This is a genomic window from Oceanobacillus sp. J11TS1 (genome assembly GCF_018333215.1).
Taxonomy (GTDB): domain Bacteria; phylum Bacillota; class Bacilli; order Bacillales; family Amphibacillaceae; genus Oceanobacillus.
The window spans coordinates 18,232-38,430 of sequence record NZ_BORO01000032.1 but is presented as its reverse complement, the minus strand read 5'-3'; the positions used below and the strand labels follow the sequence as shown (position 1 = coordinate 38,430).

General features: G+C 38.8%; 18 protein-coding genes, 1 riboswitch and 1 other annotated feature. Of the genes, 7 read left to right on the top strand and 11 right to left on the bottom strand.

Annotated features, from left to right (window positions below):
• Positions 1-560 precede the first annotated feature (560 nt).
• Positions 561-869, bottom strand: a complete 309-nt coding sequence (locus KI343_RS17560) for a rhodanese-like domain-containing protein (RefSeq protein ID WP_212927720.1) — start codon at positions 867-869, stop codon at positions 561-563.
• A gap of 121 nt (positions 870-990) precedes the next feature.
• Here KI343_RS17560 and KI343_RS17555 point away from each other — a divergent pair, with 121 nt between their 5' ends.
• Positions 991-1,749 (top strand): hypothetical protein, encoded by a 759-nt coding sequence (locus tag KI343_RS17555; RefSeq protein WP_212927719.1) that lies wholly within the window; start codon positions 991-993, stop codon positions 1,747-1,749.
• 171 nt (positions 1,750-1,920) lie between these two features.
• On the opposite strand, the gene leuS is transcribed toward KI343_RS17555, so the two are convergent.
• Entirely contained in the window at positions 1,921-4,335 is a 2,415-nt protein-coding gene (gene leuS / locus KI343_RS17550; protein ID WP_212927718.1) for a leucine--tRNA ligase, read from the bottom strand.
• Between the two features lie 107 nt (positions 4,336-4,442).
• Positions 4,443-4,662 (bottom strand) — a binding site (T-box leader).
• Between the two features lie 299 nt (positions 4,663-4,961).
• Here leuS and mnmM point away from each other — a divergent pair.
• On the top strand, positions 4,962-5,528 hold the full coding sequence (gene mnmM / locus KI343_RS17545) for a tRNA 5-(aminomethyl)-2-thiouridylate-methyltransferase MnmM (protein WP_212927717.1): 567 nt from the start codon (positions 4,962-4,964) through the stop codon (positions 5,526-5,528).
• Positions 5,529-5,663: 135 nt separating this feature from the next.
• Here the strand turns inward: mnmM and KI343_RS17540 are convergent, their stop codons facing one another.
• Positions 5,664-6,053: a hypothetical protein gene (locus tag KI343_RS17540; RefSeq protein WP_212927716.1), complete on the bottom strand. Its 390-nt coding sequence runs from the start codon at positions 6,051-6,053 to the stop codon at positions 5,664-5,666.
• Positions 6,054-6,591: 538 nt separating this feature from the next.
• On the opposite strand from KI343_RS17540, the gene KI343_RS17535 reads away from it, so the two are divergent.
• A complete protein-coding gene (locus KI343_RS17535; RefSeq protein WP_212927715.1) occupies positions 6,592-7,128 on the top strand; it encodes a gamma carbonic anhydrase in 537 nt (178 codons plus the stop codon).
• Positions 7,129-7,217: 89 nt separating this feature from the next.
• Here the strand turns inward: KI343_RS17535 and metK are convergent, their stop codons facing one another.
• Positions 7,218-8,417 carry a methionine adenosyltransferase gene (metK, locus tag KI343_RS17530; RefSeq protein WP_212927714.1) on the bottom strand — a complete coding sequence of 400 codons (1,200 nt, stop codon included), beginning with the start codon at positions 8,415-8,417 and terminating at the stop codon, positions 7,218-7,220.
• Positions 8,418-8,591: 174 nt separating this feature from the next.
• A riboswitch (SAM riboswitch) is annotated at positions 8,592-8,697 on the bottom strand.
• A gap of 183 nt (positions 8,698-8,880) precedes the next feature.
• Here metK and pckA point away from each other — a divergent pair.
• The 4 genes from pckA to KI343_RS17510 all read left to right on the top strand — a co-directional run bounded on the left by pckA (position 8,881) and on the right by KI343_RS17510 (position 13,252).
• Positions 8,881-10,464, top strand: coding sequence for a phosphoenolpyruvate carboxykinase (ATP) (gene pckA, locus KI343_RS17525; protein WP_212927713.1), 1,584 nt, complete (start codon positions 8,881-8,883; stop codon positions 10,462-10,464).
• Positions 10,465-10,667: 203 nt separating this feature from the next.
• Positions 10,668-11,654, top strand: a complete 987-nt coding sequence (locus KI343_RS17520; RefSeq protein WP_212927712.1) for an ABC transporter substrate-binding protein — start codon at positions 10,668-10,670, stop codon at positions 11,652-11,654.
• A 12-nt stretch (positions 11,655-11,666) separates the two neighbouring features.
• Positions 11,667-12,464, top strand: coding sequence for an ABC transporter ATP-binding protein (locus KI343_RS17515; protein ID WP_212927711.1), 798 nt, complete (start codon positions 11,667-11,669; stop codon positions 12,462-12,464).
• The gene (locus KI343_RS17510; protein ID WP_212927710.1) at positions 12,461-13,252 is read left to right on the top strand and encodes an ABC transporter permease; all 792 of its coding nucleotides are present in this window, start codon (positions 12,461-12,463) and stop codon (positions 13,250-13,252) included. Before KI343_RS17515 ends, KI343_RS17510 begins: the two co-directional genes overlap by 4 nt.
• Positions 13,253-13,284: 32 nt before the next feature.
• On the opposite strand, the gene ytkD is transcribed toward KI343_RS17510, so the two are convergent.
• The 7 genes from ytkD to menD all read right to left on the bottom strand — a co-directional run bounded on the left by ytkD (position 13,285) and on the right by menD (position 20,195).
• Positions 13,285-13,755: an RNA deprotection pyrophosphohydrolase gene (ytkD, locus tag KI343_RS17505; RefSeq protein WP_212927723.1), complete on the bottom strand. Its 471-nt coding sequence runs from the start codon at positions 13,753-13,755 to the stop codon at positions 13,285-13,287.
• A 30-nt stretch (positions 13,756-13,785) separates the two neighbouring features.
• Positions 13,786-14,298 carry a hypothetical protein gene (locus KI343_RS17500; RefSeq protein ID WP_212927709.1) on the bottom strand — a complete coding sequence of 171 codons (513 nt, stop codon included), beginning with the start codon at positions 14,296-14,298 and terminating at the stop codon, positions 13,786-13,788.
• A 285-nt stretch (positions 14,299-14,583) separates the two neighbouring features.
• Positions 14,584-14,898 (bottom strand): hydrolase, encoded by a 315-nt coding sequence (locus KI343_RS17495; protein ID WP_212927708.1) that lies wholly within the window; start codon positions 14,896-14,898, stop codon positions 14,584-14,586.
• A 95-nt stretch (positions 14,899-14,993) separates the two neighbouring features.
• Complete coding sequence (locus KI343_RS17490; RefSeq protein ID WP_212927707.1) at positions 14,994-16,451, bottom strand: o-succinylbenzoate--CoA ligase; 1,458 nt, start codon at positions 16,449-16,451, stop codon at positions 14,994-14,996.
• A gap of 363 nt (positions 16,452-16,814) precedes the next feature.
• Positions 16,815-17,633: a 1,4-dihydroxy-2-naphthoyl-CoA synthase gene (menB, locus tag KI343_RS17485; protein ID WP_212927706.1), complete on the bottom strand. Its 819-nt coding sequence runs from the start codon at positions 17,631-17,633 to the stop codon at positions 16,815-16,817.
• A gap of 28 nt (positions 17,634-17,661) precedes the next feature.
• Positions 17,662-18,453: a 2-succinyl-6-hydroxy-2,4-cyclohexadiene-1-carboxylate synthase gene (menH, locus tag KI343_RS17480; protein ID WP_212927705.1), complete on the bottom strand. Its 792-nt coding sequence runs from the start codon at positions 18,451-18,453 to the stop codon at positions 17,662-17,664.
• Positions 18,444-20,195, bottom strand: a complete 1,752-nt coding sequence (gene menD / locus KI343_RS17475; RefSeq protein ID WP_212927722.1) for a 2-succinyl-5-enolpyruvyl-6-hydroxy-3-cyclohexene-1-carboxylic-acid synthase — start codon at positions 20,193-20,195, stop codon at positions 18,444-18,446. The genes menH and menD overlap by 10 nt, the downstream gene beginning before the upstream one ends.
• Between the last annotated feature and the right edge of the window lie 4 nt (positions 20,196-20,199).

The window sequence follows — 20,199 nt, the reverse complement described above, 5'->3', positions numbered from 1 at the left end:
AACTCTCTATAAAAGTTTTTTGTTTCTTAGCTTTCAGAAGTCAACTTCTGACTTATTTAATAAGAAAAACGAGGTTGTCTTTCTTCTTTCGTACTGGTTGTTTTGTTCAGTTTTCAAAGAGCAATTTCATTGCCACCTCAAATTAGCGACTTTATTAATATATCACATATCCAATCTTTCGTCAATAACTTTTTTTATGAAGTCTTTTTTAAAAGCACCAACTGTTGACTGGATATTTATTATAGCACCGGCGACAATTCAAGTCAACACTTATTCGACAAATTCTTTTTTTCATTGCTGCTTCGTTTTATGTCCGTTTTCGACCTCTTTCTACTAATAGAAAAAAAGAACGTAGCATTCGTTCATTTCCAGCGAAAAAGAAGTTGCGACCAGCACGCCGCACATCTATGTTTCAACTTAATTATAGATTGCTATATCATTCTTTTCAAAAATAGCTGGTTTCGACACAACCAGAATAATATTCCGCGGGATTTATCTTCTTCCCCACGGAATAAATTCTTTAATAAACCAGTAATATTGATATTTTAGCGAAAGCGGACTTATTTAATGATAACTTCACCTTGCCAGTCTAACATACCGCCACTCATACTTGACACTTGAAATCCTTGGTCTTGTAGAAAAGCTGCTGCATTATAGCTTCTTCGACCAGAACGACAAATTATAACGTATTCCTTTTCCTTATCCAAGTTTTGATATTCATTAGGTATATCTCCTAAAGGGATATGCAGGGAATTCTCAATCATACCTTGTGCTACTTCTTCATCTTCTCTAACATCAATCAGTTGAATATTGTCATTCTCCTTTATAGCATCTACTTCTTCTGGAGAAAGTTCTTTAATATCTTCCATCCGTCTTTCATCTCCTTCCAATCTCTTTCTCCATACCATATTAAATGGATAATGAATAGGATTCAACTTGTTTGATTAAACTAAGTCCAAACTTACTCACTCTATAGTAGAAGGTGATACGATGGCTTATATCAGTTTATTATTTCTTGCTCTATTTTTCACTCCTGCAGAGGCAAATCAAGATAATATAACGCTTATTCATACGTACGAAGAGGACGTTACGGGCGATGGAGAAATAGAACTCTTAGAGTTAAAAGGAAAGCTATTTGCAGAAGATGGTGCTTATTATCAAGAAATTTGGGTAGAGATTACAAGCCCCTCATCTGATAAAGTATGGCGCATTAATTACGGCGGTGGCTATGAACCCGAACTGCAATTTGCTGATTTAACACAAAACGGCGTGGCTGATATCCTTTATCAAAGTCCGACAGGCGGAAGCGGAGGTTTATATACTTCGCAGCTAAATCAATGGGAAAAAGACGAATTTATAGAAATTCCTCTTCCAACAAATCAGCCCATTGAAGGAGAATTTATGGATAATTTTCGTATCTCGATTCAATTACTGCCAAAAGAAACACCCATCATCCTTGATGTCTCGGGGCGAAAAGAAGAATATCTACGCTTAAAATTATATGATGATCGAGGCAATCTGCTAGAACCAACTTCTTTAATGATTGACCCTGTTGCATTCTTTGAAGTGACTGAATTCGAAAAAGAAAATCAAATCGGGCTAAAAAGCCTTCAACAAATTAGCGGGGCATACCATGCAGATGGAATTGGAACAGTCGAATCAAGTTGGGTTTATGATAAAGACAAATGGATTCTCCTAGAAACAACATTAAAAACAGAACTGCCTCGTTTAGAGGTCTCTTCCAACTAAGAGGAATCTTTTGCTTCTATATAAAGCACGCCAGGCAAAACCATTTATGTTTCCATAAACAATCCATACTGATGGTATTAAAAAAAGAAATCCGGACCAAATCAAGTTCTAATGAAAGAATGTTGATTTTAGTCCGGATTTCTCTATGGTAAAAGCGCAGTTCTTATTTGATTAGTTAGCTACAACATTAACGAGTTTATCTGGAACAACGATAACTTTTCGGATTGTTTTTCCTTCTAACCATTTTTGTATACTTTCATCACCTAATGCTAATTTCTCTAGTTCATCTTTCGTCGTGCCTGCAGGAACACTTAGCTTGGCGCGTACTTTCCCCATAACTTGCAACACTACCTCTATTTCGTCTTCCACAAGCTTCGATTCATCATAAGCAGGCCATCCAGCATGACTAATGGACTCTTCATTGCCAAGTTTTTGCCAAATCTCTTCACACATATGCGGTGCAACAGGAGAAAGAAGTTTAATAAATCCTTCTGCATAATTTTTCGGAATCGAGTTAGCTTTATAACATTCATTGATAAATACCATCATTTGTGAGATTCCTGTATTAAAATGAAGGTTCTCGAAATCCTCTGTTACCTTTTTGACGGTTTCGTGATAAACCTTATCCAGTTCAGTTGCCGCATCATCTGTTATTTTATCTGTTAAAGAATTATCATCGTTGACATATAGTCTCCAGACACGATCTAGGAAACGTCGAGATCCGTCCAGTCCATTTGTAGACCAGGCAACGGAAGCATCCAATGGTCCCATGAACATTTCATATAGTCTTAGTGTATCTGCACCATGAGACGTAATAATATCATCTGGGTTAACAACATTTCCTTTTGATTTACTCATCTTCTCATTACCTTCTCCAAGAATCATTCCTTGATTATATAATTTTTGGAAAGGTTCTTTGGTAGGGACAACACCAATATCATAAAGGAATTTATGCCAGAAACGAGCATACAATAAATGAAGCACCGCATGCTCTGCCCCACCGATATAAATATCAATTGGCATCCATTCTTCTAATGCTTTTGGATCAGCTAGCTGTTCAGTATTATGGGGATCGACATAACGCAGGAAATACCAGCAGCTACCAGCCCATTGCGGCATCGTATTGGTTTCTCTTCTTCCTTTCATCCCTGTAGCAGGATCAACAACATTTACCCAATCTGCATTATTCGCAAGTGGAGATTCTCCAGTTCCAGACGGTTTAATCTCTGTCATCTCCGGAAGTTCTAGTGGAAGTTCTTCATCTGGAACAGCTGACATACTTCCATCTTCCCAATGAATGATAGGAATAGGCTCGCCCCAATAACGTTGTCTTGCAAAAAGCCAGTCACGCAAACGATACGTAATCTTCTTTGTACCCTTTTCATTGGTTTCTAGCCAATCAATCATTTTTGAAATAGCTTCGTCTTTATCCAGTCCATCTAAAAATCCTGAATTAACATGCGGACCGTCTCCTGAATATGCTTCCTCTTCAATATTTCCACCCGCAACAACTTCTTTAATAGGAAGGCCAAATACTTTTGCGAACGCATAGTCACGCTCATCATGAGCAGGAACTGCCATAATTGCCCCGCTGCCATAACTCATCAACACATAGTCGGCTACCCATATTGGCATTTTCTCCCCATTAACAGGATTTATAGCGTAAGCACCAGTAAATACACCGGTTTTTTCTTTGGCAAGATCCGTACGTTCTAAATCAGATTTTGTTTGTACCTCATGTAAATAGTTTTCTACAGACTCTTTTTGATCAGCTGTCGTAATCTTGTCAATAAACGGATGTTCAGGTGCCATTACTGCATAAGTTGCTCCAAACAATGTGTCCGGACGAGTAGTAAATACAGTAAAACTTTCATCATGTCCTTCAATCTCAAAGGTAACTTCCGCACCTTCTGAACGCCCAATCCAATTACGCTGCATTTCTTTCAGGCTTTCTGGCCAATCTAATTCTTCTAAATCAGATAGCAAACGATCTGCATAAGCAGTTATTTTAAGCATCCATTGTTTCATTGGCTTCCGTACAACTGGATGCCCTCCACGTTCACTCTTACCATCAATTACTTCTTCATTAGCAAGTACAGTTCCAAGAGCAGGACACCAGTTGACAGCCACTTCATCCATATAAGCAAGACCATTTTCGTAAAGTTTTTTAAAAATCCACTGTGTCCATTTATAATAATTAGGATCTGTTGTATTGATCTCTCTGTCCCAATCATACGAAAAGCCTAGCTCTTTAATCTGTCTCTTAAAGGTTTGAATATTTGCTTCCGTAAATTCTTTTGGACTATTCCCCGTATCAATCGCATATTGCTCCGCTGGAAGTCCAAATGCATCCCATCCCATAGGGTGCATAACCTCATATCCCTGCATTCTTTTCATTCTTGCTAAAATATCTGTCGCTGTATATCCTTCTGGGTGCCCAACATGCAAGCCTTGACCAGATGGATAAGGAAACATATCAAGCGCGTAGAATTTTTCTTTGTTAGAAAATGTATTTGTTTTGAATGTTTTATTTTCATTCCAATAATTTTGCCACTTCTTCTCGATTTCCTGATGTTGAAAGCTCATCGCAATCCTTCCTTCCTCTAGTAACTTCGTTTGGTTCATTCACTTAAAAATTGGTTTCATCATCCAGTACTCCTAAAATAAGGTATAAAAAAAGCCACTCATCCCAGTAAAGGGACGAGAAGCCTGATTATTCCCGCGGTACCACCCAAATTAACGCCGAAGCGTTCGCTTGACATCGATAACGTTGATGAAACGACAGTAACTACTCCATTTCATTACTGCAAACTAAAAAGGTGAGTTCATATGTTTACCAGTAACAGTTTTCACCACCCACTGCTTCTCTAAAACTGATACAACGTATTACTAATCCTTCTTCATCGTCTTTCGGTTTATGATATTGGAATTATAATGAAATACATCTTTCATGTCAAGCTGACAAATATTTTATCCTATCTTTAGTATACACAACTTTATGAAATAGGAAACACTAAAATAAATAATCCTATATATTCTTCACTCTAATTCTAATAAACATTGAGCTATTTTCTTGGTATAATAAATAGGATATACCCATTTACTTGCTATCACTGCATCTTAGAAAGTATCAAATTTATGTTTGGACGTATATAGCGGGAGTAAAATTTTTAAAGTACCGTATAAGAAAAAATATAGAAGGAGATTGTTACATGTTGTTAAATATTTTAAGTTATGCACACACACTGCTAAAAGAATGCCTTGAAGAAGGAGACGTGGCAATAGACGCAACCTGCGGAAATGGACATGATACCTTGTTTTTAAGCAAGACGGTTGGAACCTCAGGAAAAGTTTATGGATTCGACATTCAAGAGCAAGCTATTCAAAAAACAAGTCAAAAACTTACCGAAAACGGCTGTCATAATGTAACGCTTATTCAAGATAGTCATGAAAAAATACATACATTTATTAAAGAAGACGTTTTCGGCGGAGCTATTTTCAATCTCGGATATTTACCAAATAGTGATAAATCAATTATTACAAAACCGCGTTCGACAGTGTCTGCAATAGAAGCGATATTAGAAAAGTTAAAAACAAATGGTCTCGTTATCTTAGTTATATATTATGGACATCCTGGCGGTGAAGAAGAAAAAGAAGCTGTTCTTTCTTATACTTCCCAATTAAATCAAAAGGAATATCAAGTACTTCAGTACAGTTTTATCAATCAGCAAAACCAGGCTCCATTCATAATTGCCATTGAAAAAAAGAAACGCTCCTAAATGAAAAGGAACGTTTCTTTTTTACAGTTAAGAACCTGCTTGTCTCACAAATAATCCCCGAGAAAAGAAGGTTCTATTCATATTACTCCCAAACAATATAGGCTCAGGCCTCTATGCGGGAACAACTTCATACAATTAGGCAACCCCAAAAAACAACACACGGAAAAATAAATTTAAGAAATGCCCAACCGTCATAATAATAAATAGAATAATAGAAATCATAGAAACTCGAGCCTTTAATGTCTCATATTTTTTCGGATACGGAACCCAAATATACGCTGATACAATCATTAGTGGGACTGAGTATAAATATCCAAACAAATACACCCAATCCTGCAACGTAGAAATATCTCCTAGTTCAGGACTTTGTATACTATTTAACAGATTGATATATCCAATTACAAAAATAATGGTTACCAAAATAAAATAGCAAGACGTTACCATTTGCAGCCATTTCTGCTCGTCACTAATCAGTATATAGACACCAATAAAAAATAAAATTCCTATAATCACTTGAATTAACATGAATGTACAACCCCATTTTTAACGATAAATCAGTTCCCTTAAGAATAAATGAAACGTTACTCTTCCCAGAACTAAAATTATAACTGTCTGATTCCTATAACCGTCATTCTGCGATAAAAGAGATTCATACAATTACATATCCCGAGACTAGAACAACAGCTGCACATCCTAACGGTAAAATTTGTTAAACATTTCACGTAGGATGGCTGAAAATAGCCTTTATCGATTTGCTTCTTGCTACCATTAAGTAACTAGCTTATCTATTCTACCATAAAAAGAGCAGCAGCTGTAGAGGTTATAAAGAAGTAAATTTTTTTCGAACTTATTGTTCATATGTAATGAACTGAGCAGAAGATATGCCTATAGAAGACGTCCAAAACCAATAAAAACGAGAAATGATGCAAAAGTAAATAACAGAAAAAACAACTACTCCCTCCATTTCACTTTCACAAGCTCCACCATCTCATATTCGTGCTTCTTTTCAGATAATATCCCCTCTGATATACTGTAGTCATCATTATTGGTTGGAGGAATACATATGATTGATTCTTATAAAGGCATCTCCCCTTCTATTGATCCTACTGCATTCATTGCTAAAAATGCTGTAATTAATGGAGATGTAACCATTGAAGAAGAGGCTAGTGTTTGGTTTCATACAGTTATTCGAGGAGACGTAGCCCCAACAAAAATTGGTAAACGCACAAACATTCAAGATCTTTCTATGCTTCACCAAAGTCCTGATTTACCTTTAATTCTTGAACATGATATTACAGTTGGACATCAAGTAACCTTACACTCAGCAACAATTCGTCATCATGCCCTCATCGGTATGGGATCTATTATTTTAGACGGCGCTGAAATTGGCGAGCATGCATTTATCGGCGCTGGGAGTCTCGTACCTCCAGGGAAAAAAATCCCCCCTAGAACATTAGCGATGGGAAGACCAGCTAAAGTGGTTCGGGAATTAACAGAAAAGGACTACCAAGAAATGGAGCGTATCCGCACGTCCTATGTTGAAAAAGGACAATATTATTTAAAAGAGACGTCCATGGGTATCGATAAATCATTCACTTAACCAGTATCTAGGAGTAATCGTTAACAAAAAGGCACCTATATTTATACACCAATAAAAAATGCCAGGTACCCGCAAGTACCTGACATTTTTTATTTTGCAGTTAAAGCCTTTAGTTCTTCAACCTTATCTGTTTTCTCCCATGGGAAAGTAATATCAACACGTCCAAAATGGCCATAAGCAGCAGTGTTTTTGAATATGGGTCTTCTTAAATCCAGCATGCGAATAATACCGGCAGGTCGCAGGTCAAATAGTTCTCGTACTGCTTCCACTAATCTTTCTTCACTTACTTCACCCGAACCGAATGTATTAATCGAAATGGATACCGGCTCTGCGACGCCAATTGCATACGCCAGTTGAACTTCACATGAATCTGCCAGCCCGGCTGCCACAATATTTTTAGCAACATAACGTGCTGCATAAGCTGCAGAACGATCGACTTTGGTGGCATCTTTTCCACTAAAGGCGCCGCCGCCATGTCTTGCATAACCGCCATATGTGTCAACAATGATTTTTCTGCCTGTCAGACCTACATCACCTTGTGGTCCACCTAATACAAAGCGGCCTGTCGGATTAATAAAGTATTTTGTTTTTTCATCTAATAATTCATTTGGAACGACAGCTTCCACAACATGCTTAATGATATCTGCTTCAATCTGTTCGTTCGTTACTTCCGGATGATGCTGCGTAGAAATAACAATGGTATCCACGCGTACCGGCTGATCATTTTCATCATATTCTACAGTTACCTGTGTCTTTCCATCAGGTCGCAAGTAATCAATGATTTCCTCTTTACGAACGTCTGCTAATCTTCTAGATAAACGATGCGCTAAAGAGATGGGTAACGGCATAAGTTCCTCCGTTTCATTACAAGCATACCCAAACATTAATCCTTGGTCTCCAGCTCCAATTGCCTCAATTTCTTCATCACTGTCTTGTCCCTGTCTTGCTCCTAATGCCCGATCCACCCCGCCGGCAATATCAGGTGATTGCTCATCGATAGCAGTAAGCACAGCACACGTTTCTGAATCAAAACCATATTTTGCTCGCGTATATCCAATACTCTTCACTGTTTTACGAACAATTGCAGGAATATCTACATATGTACTTGTAGAAATCTCTCCAGCAACTAAAACAATCCCTGTTGTAACTGTTGTTTCACACGCTACCCTGGCATTTGGATCTTTTGATATAATCTCATCAAGAATAGCATCTGAAATTTGGTCAGACATCTTATCCGGATGCCCTTCAGTAACTGATTCTGAAGTAAATAAACGACGATTTGCAGCCATAAGGCTAACTCCCCTTTTCCATGTATGTTACGGAACTCTATTTCAATGTTAATTTATCATTCCACCAATGTGGCTTCGTCTCTATTTAAGCTTTTTTAAAGCAAAAAATCGCCTAAAAAACAAAAAAACCTCTCCTTCAATAGCATGAGGAAAGGGAAACATATTGGCCTTTCGCTCTTATTGTTCAAGGAATGATCCTTGCATCAGGTTAGCACCTTTCACACAAAGTGAGGTTGCTGGGCTTCATCGGGTCTGTCCCTCCACCATCTCTGAATAAGAGTATCCGTTCATCAATTAGATTAACGAAACAAAGCCCTCCTGTCAACCCTAAGGCTATTTGTAGCATAAAAAATTATTTTTCATAAATTAGTATGGACTATTTGATTTAATGTGTTATACTAATAAACATATTTGAGACATTAAGCCGAAATCTATATCATTAAAAGGAGTGAATGATTGTCTTATGAAAACATTGCGGAGAAGTATTTTGGAGGAATTCACTTCAACAAATATTCACAGCAACAATTCTGTAGGTCAACTCATCGAAAAAATTATTAATCGTCACGAAGCAAAACTAACGTCTACTGGCGCTGTCCGGGCTACAACAGGAAAATATACTGGACGCTCTCCAGAGGATAAATTCATTGTGCAAGACTCCTTAACAGCAGATAAAGTAGACTGGGGAAAAGTGAATCGCCCCATTGAAGAAAGTAAATTCAATCGACTGCTTGACAAAGTCATTGCATATTTAGATAGGAAAGAGGAAATTTTTCACCTTCAGGCATATGCTGGTGCAGCTGAAAAATACAAACTCCCTATCCAAGTTATTAATGAATATGCTTGGCATAATTTATTTGCAAGACAATTATTTATTCCAATTGAAAAAGAGATGGAGAAATTACATGAAGCAGATTTCACCGTTATTTCCGCACCTGGATTTAAAGCCGATCCAGAAGTAGACGGAACAAACTCAGAAACATTTATTCTAATTTCTTTTGAACAACGCATTGTTTTGATTGGGGGAACAGAATACGCAGGTGAGATAAAGAAATCCATCTTCTCTGTAATCAATTTCCTTCTGCCGCAGCAGGATGTCCTATCCATGCATTGCTCTTCCAATGTAGGAAAAGAGGGAGATGTCGCTTTATTTTTCGGTTTATCTGGAACAGGAAAGACAACGCTTTCGGCAGATTCTGACAGAAAATTGATTGGCGATGATGAGCATGGCTGGAGTGATGAAGGCGTATTCAATATAGAAGGGGGCTGCTACGCAAAATGCATCAATTTATCCGCAGAAAAGGAGCCGCAAATTTTTGATGCGATTCGTTATGGATCTGTCTTAGAAAATGTAGCTCTGGATGAAGAAACCAGGGAGCCAAATTATGATGACACCTCTTTGACAGAGAATACGCGTGCTGCCTATCCATTAGCAAATATTGATAATAGTTTAGAGCCAAGTGTAGCCGGCCATCCAAATACCATTATTTTCTTGACAGCAGATGCATCAGGAACCCTACCGCCGATTAGTAAACTAACAAAAGAACAAGCGATGTATCATTTCTTAAGCGGCTATACGAGTAAGCTGGCTGGCACAGAACGAGGTGTAACAAAACCTGTTGCGACATTCTCGGCATGCTTTGGTTCTCCGTTTTTACCATTAAATCCGTCTGTTTATGCGGAAATGCTCGGGGAAAAAATCGATAAGTTTGATGCAAATGTATTTCTGATCAATACCGGCTGGACAGGTGGCGCTTATGGTGTTGGAAACAGAATGAAGCTTTCCTATACGCGTGCAATGGTCCATTCCGCTTTGATTGGTGAGCTGAACACCATCGAAACAACAACCGATGAAATTTTTGGATTAGCTATTCCAAAATCGATTCCAGGCGTTCCAGATGAAGTACTAGTACCAAAAAATGCTTGGGATGATAAAGAAAGTTATGAACTAGAAGCGAAAAAACTGGCTGCTAAATTCCATACAAATTTCGAGAAATTCACCGAAGTAACAGAATCCATTCGACAAGCTGGACCAACGTATAGACCATAATAAACAGCATTCCTAAAGGGTAAACTCCACAAACGAGTTTGCTCTTTTTTTGTATGTCTGGAAAAGACTAGTTTAACGCTTTGTGCCTTCATATATCTCCTCACCTCCTTACTTCTCCTTATATAGGCATTCACACAATCAACCTGCCAATCATATATTTATAGAGGATATCGAAAGAACAGTATTTGAGAAAGGAAGATATGATGAGAAAACTTTCTTGTTTCATTTTATTAATAAGTTCTCTTCTTCTAATCAGTGCTTGCGGTCAAGATAAAGTGACAAAAATAAAGCTTGCAGAAGTAACGCGTTCTATTTTTTATGCACCACAATACGTTGCATTGGAGAAAGGTTTTTTTGAAGAAGAAGGACTTGAGGTGGACTTACAAACGACTTGGGGCGGAGATACTACAATGACTGCACTTTTATCTGATAGCGCAGATATTGCCCTTGTTGGTTCAGAAACCTCTATTTATGTCTACGCTCAGGATTCTCGAGACTATGCTGTAAATTTTGCGCAACTGACTCAGACAGATGGAACATTTCTAGTAGCAAAAGAAGCAGATGAAGACTTCAAGTGGGATGATCTACGTGATAGTCATTTTCTCGGACAGCGTGTAGGCGGTATGCCACAGATGGTTGGGGAGTATGTGTTGAAACAACATCATATTCAACCGCAAGAAGACTTAAATTTAGTTCAAAATATTGATTTTGCGAACATTCCAGGCGCTTTTGCCAGTGGTGACTATGAATATGTTCAGTTATTTGAACCAACTGCCAGTATTTTCGAAGCAAATGGCCAGGGACATATCGTTGCCTCTTTTGGTGAAGAATCTGGCAAAGTGCCCTACACTGTTTTTATGGCAAAGCAAAGCTTTTTAGAGGAAGAGGAAGAAACTGTAGAAGCTTTTACAAGAGCCATTTATAAGGCACAGCAGTGGGTCCAAGAAACAGATTCATTAGAAATTGCAAAGGTGGTAGAACCTTACTTTGAAGATACAGATGTTGAAATGCTTGCAAATGCAATTGATCGCTATAAACAACAAGGGTCCTATGCAACATCCCCGCTGCTGGAGGAAGAGGCATGGGAAAATTTAAAAAATATTATGGATGAAGCAGGTGAACTCCCGGCTGAAGCACCATATGAAGATCTCGTTAATACAGATTATGCCGAGAAAATCATCCAAGAATAAAGGAGGGTAACGATGTCTTACCTTACATTAGATCGAGTATCTCATTATTACTTCTCCAAAAAGCAATATACAGAGGCATTACACAATATTTCTTTTTTTGTCAGGAAAAATGAATTCGTTTCCTTACTGGGACCAAGCGGCTGCGGAAAGTCGACATTACTCTCCCTCATCTCTGGGATGCTTCAACCTGCTGAAGGAGAGATTTTAATAAACGGAGAAAAAATGGAGATAAGCGATATAGAAATCGGTTATATGCTGCAGCAAGATTATTTATTTCCTTGGAAAACGATTATCGATAACGTATTAATCGGACCTAAAATTAGAAAAAGGCAAACTGGTGAATTAAAGCAAAAAGCAATTTCTCTTTTAAAAGAGGTTGGTTTAGAAAATGTTGCTGAGAAATATCCAAGCGAATTATCGGGAGGAATGCGGCAGCGCGCAGCATTAATACGGACGCTTATCACGGAGCCAGAAATACTCTTACTCGATGAACCCTTTTCCGCTCTCGACTTCCAAACAAAATTAAAACTTGAAGTACTTGTGTCTGATTTGCTAAAAGCTTATCAAAAAACAGCCGTATTGGTTACTCATGATATCGGGGAAGCTATTTCCATGAGTGATCGAATTATTTTAATGTCTTCTCACCCTGGCAGAGTTGCAAAAATGTATGAGGTACCAGTTGAATTGCGAGACGAATCCCCTTTTCTGGTACGAAAGCATCCAAAATATGGGCGGCTCTTTGATAAGATTTGGGCAGATTTAAATCAACAGAATCAAACGGTAAACCCTTTAGAGGAGAATGAATCATGAACGGTCCTAAATTATTTGCAGCCTACCAGCAAAAACTAAGAAGAGAAGCAAAAATTGTGCTGACTTGGCAGCTTTCCATTCTCGTTTTATTCTTCGCATTTTGGGAAGTGGCTAGCAGATTATATTGGATTGACCCGCTGCTATTCAGCTCGCCCAGCCGTGTTTTTATCTCGATATGGGATCGGCTGGTGCAAGGTTCGTTACTTGGTCATATTCAGGTTACTTTATTAGAAACAATCCTCGGTTTTTTAATCGGTACCATTGCCGGGATTGTAATTGCATCCATGCTTTGGAGTTTTCATCGATTTGCAAAAGTAATGGATCCTTATTTGGTTGTCTTTAACGCAATGCCCAAAGTTGCGCTTGGTCCAATACTTATTGTAGCCCTCGGTCCTGGTTATTTATCCATTATCGCAATGGGATTTATTATTTCTGTAATCGTCACGACCCTCGTCGTCTTTGCAGCTTTTCATGAAGTCGACCAAAATTATTTAAAAGTATTACGCAGCTTTGAAGCAACAAAATGGCAATGCTTTAAAGAAGCCGTCTTTCCAGCTTCCTTACCTGCCATTATCTCCACGTTAAAGGTAAATGTCGGACTTTCTTGGGTAGGGGTTATTGTTGGAGAATATTTAGTTTCCAAACAAGGTTTAGGTTATTTAATTATTTATGGCTTCCAAGTATTTGATTTTACACTTGTTATGTCCAGCCTCGTCATTATCGCTATTCTCGCAGCAATTATGTACAAAACCGTAGAAAAAATAGAACAGATGCTGATAAGAAAATAGGAAAGAGCAGACAGCTGGTTGCTGCCTGCTCTTTACACATACGATTTCTTAATTCGAAGCATACAGGATTCTAATACGGCATCCTTCATAATAAAACTAAAGTTGTTTTTTCTTTTTACGTTTGCCGGTATTTTTTTAAGCAGTACAGGGCCCTTTGTTTCATAATAGGTAGATTGAGGCTGAAGTGCATTAATTTCAGCAAAATAAACGTTCTTAACCACGGTATCATGACGCCCGTCCACTTTATATTGACCGATATAGTAAAGCTTTTGAATCGTTGCTCCTGTTTCTTCCATTACTTCGCGAACGGCTGCTTGATCTGCAGACTCACCAGGCTCTACCTTCCCGCCAGGAAACTCAATCCCTCTCTCCTTATGATCTGTCAATAGCCATTTATCTTTATATCTGCAAATAACCCATACATGCTTTGGTTTTTTCGAAAATGGATGATCTAAAAAAGATAGTTGTACCTTATTATTATAATAATCTTTAAACACGTTCACTTCTTCCACTACTTTCTCACGGTGGTGTCATCACTTATAGCCTATATCTTGAATTTTCCAGCCGTTTTGAAGTGTCATCTCCACTACAAGGGTGTAACTTCCTACCATGTCATTTTCATTTTCCTGTACGATTTGCACAGATTGATTCGATGTATTTATCATATCATATTCATTTTCTTCTTGAAACCATGGCATTGTATGGGTTGGAATCACATAAACACCATCTGCTTCTATCCGGAAATAATAATCAACAAATTCTTCCGCTAATTCTGGTGTAACATATGATTCAAATGCATCTAAAAGTTCTTGTTTCGCAGCGTAGTTTTGCAGCTTATAGGAATCATCTGCTTCTTGTTTTAAGGTGTCTAATAAACCATTCATCACTTTAATGACTTCTTCTTTACTTGGTTGTAATTCTTCTGTCTCTGCAACAGCTGCATTGGTTTGATTTCCGCTCTGCACAACAGCTTCTTTAGGTACAGTGATAGAGAAAATGATTGCAATCATCATCGTAAAACAAAAAATTAAAGCGAGCTTTCTCACCGTCAGCACTCTCCCTCTCGTTATCTATGTTTCCAGCATTAATCTAAAAATCCGTTTTCTCAAACTAGATGAACTCATTTTTTGATTATTCTCTATTTATCCTGTACCCTTTTTATTATATCACCTAAACATACCTACTAAAGAACTATCTTATCGATTATGACGTAATGCGTTTACCTTTTCATCCAATATAGGGTTGAAAAGATAGGGATTTGAGCGCAAATCTCCTTAAAAAAATCTTGCTGACTGGCACTTCTATAGGGGCAGTCCCCTCATTTACACCTATTATATTTCATCTAATATTCCCATTGTCTGGATATGATTCCTCGTCTGTTCGTCTCCTAAATCGTATAACATTCGATAGACATCCGCGATGGTTTCATCATATACATCATTCGCCGTATCCAGATGGTAAGGAATAAAAGGCAGATGGGAACGTTTGTAGGTATCAAAACTAGCCTCATGGAGTCCTTCAAATTTTCTGCGCAGCATTAAAACCTCTTCCTGTGTAGCATAAATAATAAAATCATCGTTGCCTTGGAAAGGAATTCGGGAAATTTCACCTTGTCCCACACTGATAAAATATTTTTGTTTGTCCATTAAAATCACCTCTTCTTTTTAATCTTCCAAAAAAAGATGATTTTAAACATAAAGAAAAAACACGCCAATAACTTGTTCAGGCGTGTTTTACCGATTTATTTTATTTCCTTCCGAATACGTTTTAACTCATGGCGAACTAACTTATTAGCTGCATTTCTTGGAAGCTGATCCATAAAATGATATTCCTTTGGCAGCTTGTAGCTTGCTAACCTTTCCTTCAAACTTGTATGAACAAATTCTTTTGTTATATCTATATCTTGATTGGCTACAATAAATGCAATGGGAACCTCTCCCCATTCACGATGCTGCCATCCAGTTACACCGGCCTCTTGGATCCCCTTTATTTGCAGCAGGGCATTTTCTATCTCGGATGGATATATATTTTCACCGCCTGAGATGATTAAATCACTTCTGCGATCTACCACATATAAGAATCCTTCTTCATCCAGGTAACCTATATCTCCAGTGGATAACCAACCCTCGTTAAACGATTTTTCGTTTGCATCCTTTCGTCGATAATAACCAGGCGTTACCATAGGCCCCTTCACAAGAATTTCGCCAATTTCATTTGGTTGATTCGTTGAAATCTTTAGTTGTGCTGGAAAGAGCGGTTTTCCCGCTGAACCAATTTTTTCAAGCGCGTCCCTCGGGCTGAGCGTAACGATTTGGGACGCCGTTTCTGTCATACCATAGGATTGAAAAACGGGAATTAGTTTTTCCTTTGTCTCCAATAACAATGATTCTGGCGCAGGTCCGCCGCCTAATAGCATACAACGGAAGGCTTCTGGATATCTTTCATCTCCTAAATATTTTAATAGACGTTGCAGCATTACCGTTACAACAGAAGCAATGGTTACTTTCTTATTCATAATTGCGTCATGTATGAGATGAACATCAAACTTTTCCATTAAATAAATAGGCATGCCATAAATAACGCTTTTCAACATCGTAGATAGCCCACTTACATGAAAAAGCGGTAAAGGAATAAGCCATTTATCGTCCCGATGTAAGCCTAAATTCAATGCGGAACTCGTGGCACTCCACCAATGATTTCCATATGTATGCTGTACAGCCTTTGGAAAACCCGTTGTACCAGAAGTGAACATCATCGTGAACACGTTGGATAAATCGATCTCTTCAGCCAATTTTATATCCTTAGCTGCAGGTAAGTCATTTAATTCCGCATAACTTATTTGCTGAACATCACTTATTTTCTCTTGTTTTGTATCTTCGGTAATGACTAAAGTAACATTTGCATCCTCTATTTGCTGCCTGCATTCCGTTGCTGTTAACCTGGTATTTAATAAAACGACTACCGCTTCCATATAACTGCACGCATGAATCGTTTCTGCCATATCCACACAATTTGCTGAAAGAATAGCAATATGGTCTCCTTTTTTAACATGTAATGCAGCAAGCTGTTTTGCTTTTTGTCTGCTATTATTAGCTAATTGTTGAAAAGTCAGCATTGTACCATCCGGTAATTCGATTGCAATTTCATTTGGGGATAGGTTTTCTTGTTTGGTTAACCAATGGGGGATTACTGTGGTCATGTTATATTTCCTCCTATAAATCGTATAGCTTGAAAAGAAACCTTTGCTTATATGTTAAGCAAAGGTTTCTTCCATAAATATTTTGTCGCAGTGTAACTGGCTGGGACTGGGACTGGGACTGGGACTGCGATTACTCGTCCCACCGAAAACCACTGCGATTACTCGTCCCATCGAAGGGCTTTTGTAAGACTCCCACTTCAAGAAATGAGTAAAAAATTATATTTCTAAGTGGGAGATCTAACAGCCAGTAACGGCCCGATTAGTTCAACTAACCTTCAGTGAGGGATGAAAGAAAACCCCACTGAAGGAAGTTTCACTTTATCCCAAACATCTACCCGGCCCTCATAAAGCGGCCTCCCCGGCTTAAGGGAATCTAGGGAATTGTTTGAAGTCCGGTTTCCTTTTCTCTTTGAAAGCATCTCTTCCTTCTTTCGCTTCGTCTGTTGTATAGTAAAGAAGGGTTGCGTCTCCGCCAAGTTGTTGTAAACCTGCTAAGCCGTCTGTATCTGCGTTGAAAGAGGCTTTTAGGAAACGTAATGCCATTGGAGATTTTTCTAAAATTTCTTCGCACCATTGCAATGTTTCTTCCTCTAGTTTTTCTAGAGGGACAACTGTATTTACTAATCCCATCTCATATGCTTCTTCCGCATTATATTGACGACATAGGTACCAAATTTCACGTGCACGCTTATGGCCAACGAGACGAGCTAAATAACCTGCACCGTAACCAGCATCAAAGCTGCCCACTTTTGGTCCAGTTTGTCCAAAGATAGCATTGTCTGCAGCAATGGTTAAGTCACAAACCACATGAAGCACGTGACCCCCGCCAATTGCGTAGCCTGATACCATTGCAATGACTGGTTTCGGAATGGTACGGATTAAGCGTTGTAAGTCAAGTACATTTAAGCGGGGTACTTCATCGCCGCCAACATAGCCGCCATGACCGCGAACTGTCTGATCTCCACCAGAACAGAACGCTTTATCGCCTTCTCCAGCAAGAATAATAACACCAATAGAAGAATCATCTCTTGCATCTGTGAAAGCAGCAATCATTTCATTTACCGTAAGCGGGGTAAATGCATTACGTTTTTCTGGTCGGTTAATCGTTACTTTTGCAATCCCGTTATATTTTTCATAAATAATTTCTTCAAAGTTCCTTACTTTTTGCCATTCAACTGACATGTTTAAAGACTCCTTTCAAGCACAAGGCTTATCTAGTAATATTTTTATTTAGGAACACATCTACTATTTTACCAAACTTTCGTGGATTTTCCACGTGAACTGCATGGCCCACTTTGGGGCAGATAACAAAGTCAGCTTGAGGAAGTTCTTTTTGCATTGCCTTATTTATCATAACAAACTTTTCATCCAATTCTCCAGCAATTAATAAAGTTCGATGCGTTAACTGCGCCAAATGATTCCACCATGAGGCCTGAGCCCCTGTTCCCATTGCCTGCAGAGACATCGCTAATCCTTTTTCATCCTGAGAAAGACGTTCTTCCCTGATTTTTCTTTGTAATGCATCTTGCAGTTTTTTTTGGCTAGCAAATAGAGGAAGATCCTGCCAATAATTCACGAATTCCTCAATACCACGTTCCAAAATATACCCTGCAAGCTGCTCGTCCTTTTCTCTTCGTTCAGAACGGGCAGCTTCCTCTTTTAATCCCGGCGATGCACTCTCTAGCAAAAGCGAAGCTATATAGTCGGGATAATAAATGGCAAAGCTTAATGCTGTTCTGCCTCCCATGGAATACCCAACGATATGTGTCTTTTTAATTTCCAATTCATCTAATAAATCCGCAATCAACGAACAACAATCTTTCATCGAAGAAATTTTTCTAGTTGATTTTCCATGACCAGGTAAATCAACTAGAATACATTGATAATCCGTCAAATAGGAGCAAACTTCTTTCCATGTTTCACGCGTTCCAGTAAAGCCATGTAAAAACAGAACCGGCTCACCCTTACCAATGATTTCATATTGCAAGCCGTCTACGCCCATTGCCAACCCTCTTTGATTTCGGTCATAATCTGATCCCACTTTTCCCGATGCCATATAGCATTTTCATCTCGATCTGTACGCACTTCAATAATAGATACACCAGGTTGTTGATAGCTTTGCTTTAATTGTGTTTTTAATGCACCTTCTGTGGAGACAAGCTTATAATCAGCGCCGTATAAATCCCCAACCTTTTCAAAAGACAGATCAACCGGTGTACCAAAGAGCGCTTCAAAATGTTTCTTATCATTCGCTTGCGGAAGGAAAGAGAAAATTCCTCCGCCATTATTATTTACCAACACAATGGTTATAGGCAATTGATATTGTTTTGCAGCCAGTAAGCCATTCATATCATGGAAAAAGGATAAGTCGCCAATCAGCAGGGTAACCCGCTCTCCGCTTGCAGCTGCTCCAACAGCACTGGAAATGACACCATCAATTCCATTCGCACCACGATTACATAGGATTGGAACATTTTTAGAAGATGCCATAAAAAAGCTATCGACATCGCGGACAGCCATACTGTTCCCAACATACAGGACTGATTCATCCGGAATTATTTCTGCTATACCCCGAACAGCTTCCCCTTCCGTAATTTGTTCTTCTTCCCCGGCTAATAAATGATGCTTGGCGATTTGATTATATTTCTGCCACTCGCTGAGCCAATCAGCGCTGTCAACTTTATCTGATGTATTATTTGTCAGCTGCTCGCATAGCTGCTTCGGATCCGCATAAATATAGACTGTATCATTCCCGGACGGGTCGCGGAAGCCTTCATGCTCCTCTACCACGAATTGAGGAGTATTACGTTGTTCTTTTATAAAGAATAAATATGCTTTGGATACCGGCATTGCTCCAAACCGAATAATATAATCCGCCTGAAGCTTTTTACGAATTTCTGCATCTCTTAAGAAAGCATCATAGCCTTCTATCACATGCTCTTTATGATGCGCACCTGTCCGAATTTGGGAAAGAGGGTCTGCTAAGATAGGAATATTCCAATGCTGTGCTAACTGACATACATGCTCTGCAAAATTTCTATCTGTCTGCGGGCCGCATACAATTAACCCTTTTTGAGAAGATGCAAGAAGGGTTATCAATTCTTTTACATGCTCATCCGCTAAATGCTTCATCCCTTCCACCCTGCTGACGCCAGATGTTTTCATATCACTTGTTGTGCTCCAAATATCAGAAAGCGTAAAATCTGGAGTAAGTGGCTCCCGAAATGGAAAGTTCACCTGAACAGGCCCCTTATTTCCTTGTTCTGTATAAGCAAAAGCCTGCGCTGCTTTTTGCCGGGCGTATCGCAACATCACATCCGTTCCTTCAGGGATTGCCATTTCATGAAACCATTTGACATAGTCTCCGTATATCTTGATTTGTTCAATTGCCTGCGGTGCGCCTACTTGACGTAATTCATGCGGGCGATCCGCTGTCATGACAAGTAATGGCACCCTGCTATAAAATGCTTCCACAACGGCTGGATAGTAATTCGCAGCAGCAGTTCCCGAAGTGCATACTAAAGCAACAGGACGATTTGTCTTCTTAGCTAGTCCTAGTGCAAAAAATCCAGCTGAACGTTCATCAATCACAATCCATTCTTTTATAGATGGATGCTCCGAAAAGACAAGTGCCAAAGGAGTAGACCGAGAGCCTGGAGAAATCACTACATCTGTCATTCCGTTTTTCACTAGTTCATCTACAAAATTTGCAGTATATCGCGTTAAACTTTCCGTGTAATTCATCACT

What these genes read in the sequence shown, in the direction of transcription:
- KI343_RS17495 (WP_212927708.1), bottom strand. Translation starts at nt 14,898, where the DNA reads ATGGACAAACAAAAATATTTTATCAGTGTGGGACAAGGTGAAATTTCC.
- KI343_RS17540 (WP_212927716.1), bottom strand. Translation starts at nt 6,053, where the DNA reads ATGTTAATTCAAGTGATTATAGGAATTTTATTTTTTATTGGTGTCTAT.
- menD (WP_212927722.1), bottom strand. Translation starts at nt 20,195, where the DNA reads ATGAATTACACGGAAAGTTTAACGCGATATACTGCAAATTTTGTAGAT.
- KI343_RS17515 (WP_212927711.1), top strand. Translation starts at nt 11,667, where the DNA reads ATGTCTTACCTTACATTAGATCGAGTATCTCATTATTACTTCTCCAAA.
- metK (WP_212927714.1), bottom strand. Translation starts at nt 8,417, where the DNA reads ATGGCTGCAAATCGTCGTTTATTTACTTCAGAATCAGTTACTGAAGGG.
- pckA (WP_212927713.1), top strand. Translation starts at nt 8,881, where the DNA reads ATGAAAACATTGCGGAGAAGTATTTTGGAGGAATTCACTTCAACAAAT.
- menB (WP_212927706.1), bottom strand. Translation starts at nt 17,633, where the DNA reads ATGTCAGTTGAATGGCAAAAAGTAAGGAACTTTGAAGAAATTATTTAT.
- leuS (WP_212927718.1), bottom strand. Translation starts at nt 4,335, where the DNA reads ATGAGCTTTCAACATCAGGAAATCGAGAAGAAGTGGCAAAATTATTGG.
- mnmM (WP_212927717.1), top strand. Translation starts at nt 4,962, where the DNA reads ATGTTGTTAAATATTTTAAGTTATGCACACACACTGCTAAAAGAATGC.
- KI343_RS17535 (WP_212927715.1), top strand. Translation starts at nt 6,592, where the DNA reads ATGATTGATTCTTATAAAGGCATCTCCCCTTCTATTGATCCTACTGCA.
- KI343_RS17510 (WP_212927710.1), top strand. Translation starts at nt 12,461, where the DNA reads ATGAACGGTCCTAAATTATTTGCAGCCTACCAGCAAAAACTAAGAAGA.
- KI343_RS17555 (WP_212927719.1), top strand. Translation starts at nt 991, where the DNA reads ATGGCTTATATCAGTTTATTATTTCTTGCTCTATTTTTCACTCCTGCA.
- KI343_RS17560 (WP_212927720.1), bottom strand. Translation starts at nt 869, where the DNA reads ATGGAAGATATTAAAGAACTTTCTCCAGAAGAAGTAGATGCTATAAAG.
- KI343_RS17490 (WP_212927707.1), bottom strand. Translation starts at nt 16,451, where the DNA reads ATGACCACAGTAATCCCCCATTGGTTAACCAAACAAGAAAACCTATCC.
- KI343_RS17520 (WP_212927712.1), top strand. Translation starts at nt 10,668, where the DNA reads ATGAGAAAACTTTCTTGTTTCATTTTATTAATAAGTTCTCTTCTTCTA.
- menH (WP_212927705.1), bottom strand. Translation starts at nt 18,453, where the DNA reads ATGGGCGTAGACGGCTTGCAATATGAAATCATTGGTAAGGGTGAGCCG.